The sequence below is a fragment of the Neisseria sp. P0021.S007 genome, from assembly GCF_051956855.1.
This window is the reverse complement of the sequence record NZ_JBQCXA010000231.1, coordinates 1-917: the sequence shown is the minus strand read 5'-3', so window position 1 is coordinate 917 and position 917 is coordinate 1. Positions and strand designations below refer to the sequence as shown.

Annotated in this window: 2 protein-coding genes; both read left to right on the top strand. The window is 49.0% G+C overall.

Annotated features, from left to right (window positions below; all coding sequences use genetic code 11):
* The first annotated feature begins 140 nt into the window (after positions 1-140).
* A complete protein-coding gene (gene hpaR, locus ACTHUR_RS12455) occupies positions 141-578 on the top strand; it encodes a homoprotocatechuate degradation operon regulator HpaR (protein ID WP_070496009.1) in 438 nt (145 codons plus the stop codon).
* Between the two features lie 10 nt (positions 579-588).
* Positions 589-917, top strand: a 329-nt coding sequence (locus tag ACTHUR_RS12450) for a flavin reductase (RefSeq protein WP_440398795.1), incomplete at its 3' end; no start/stop codon positions are given.

Here is a 917-nt window from a genome sequence, read left to right as displayed (position 1 = left end):
TTCCCCAGATACCCAAACAATGATGCTTTTGTTCCTATATATCCTTGCCGCCCCAATGACGGCTTATAATCAAAAAACGCCTTTTACATACCTGCCTCGCGCTTCAACGGTTTGATTTTTGATAACAATGGAGACTTATAATGCCTAACCAATCTAAACATGCATCTATCAATATTGGACTGATTCAAGCCCGAGAAGCGTTGATGACCCAATTCCGCCCTATTCTGAACCAAGCCAATATTACCGACCAACAATGGCGTATCATCCGTCTTCTGGCAGAAAACGGCACATTAGACTTTCAAGACCTCGCCAACCAAGCCTGTATCCTGCGCCCCAGCCTGACCGGCATCCTGACCCGACTCGAAAAAGCAGGTTTGGCGGTACGACTGAAACCTTCCAACGACCAACGCCGCGTTTACCTGAAACTGACTCAAGAAGGCGAAAAACTGTACGAAACCATAGGCGCGCAAGTAGACGAACGCTACGACGCCATCGAAAAAATCTTATCCAAAGAAAAAATGCTCGAACTGAAAGAGCTGCTGCTCCAACTCGCGCAAATTGAGCAGGCACTAAAATAAAAGAAACTGAATGACAGATTCCGCACACACACTCAAGAGTCCATTTCGAGATGCTATGGCATCCTGCGCCGCAGGCGTCCACGTCATCACCACAGACGGGCAGTCCGGACGTTACGGCATTACCATGACAGCTGTAGCGCCAATTACCGACGAGCCGCCTACCGTCATGTTATGCATCAACCGGCAGGCAGGCATCATTCCCATATTGCAGGCAAACCGGAACCTCTGTATCAACACCCTGTCAGAAAATCAACAAGACGTCGCCGAACACTTCGCAGGGCTTACCAACCTTTCCCCCGAAGAACGCTTCGAATACCATATTTGGCACAGGGGACAAAC

Excerpts from the sequence above, each read along its gene's own strand:
- hpaR (WP_070496009.1), top strand. The coding sequence starts at position 141 with ATGCCTAACCAATCTAAACATGCATCTATCAATATTGGACTGATTCAA.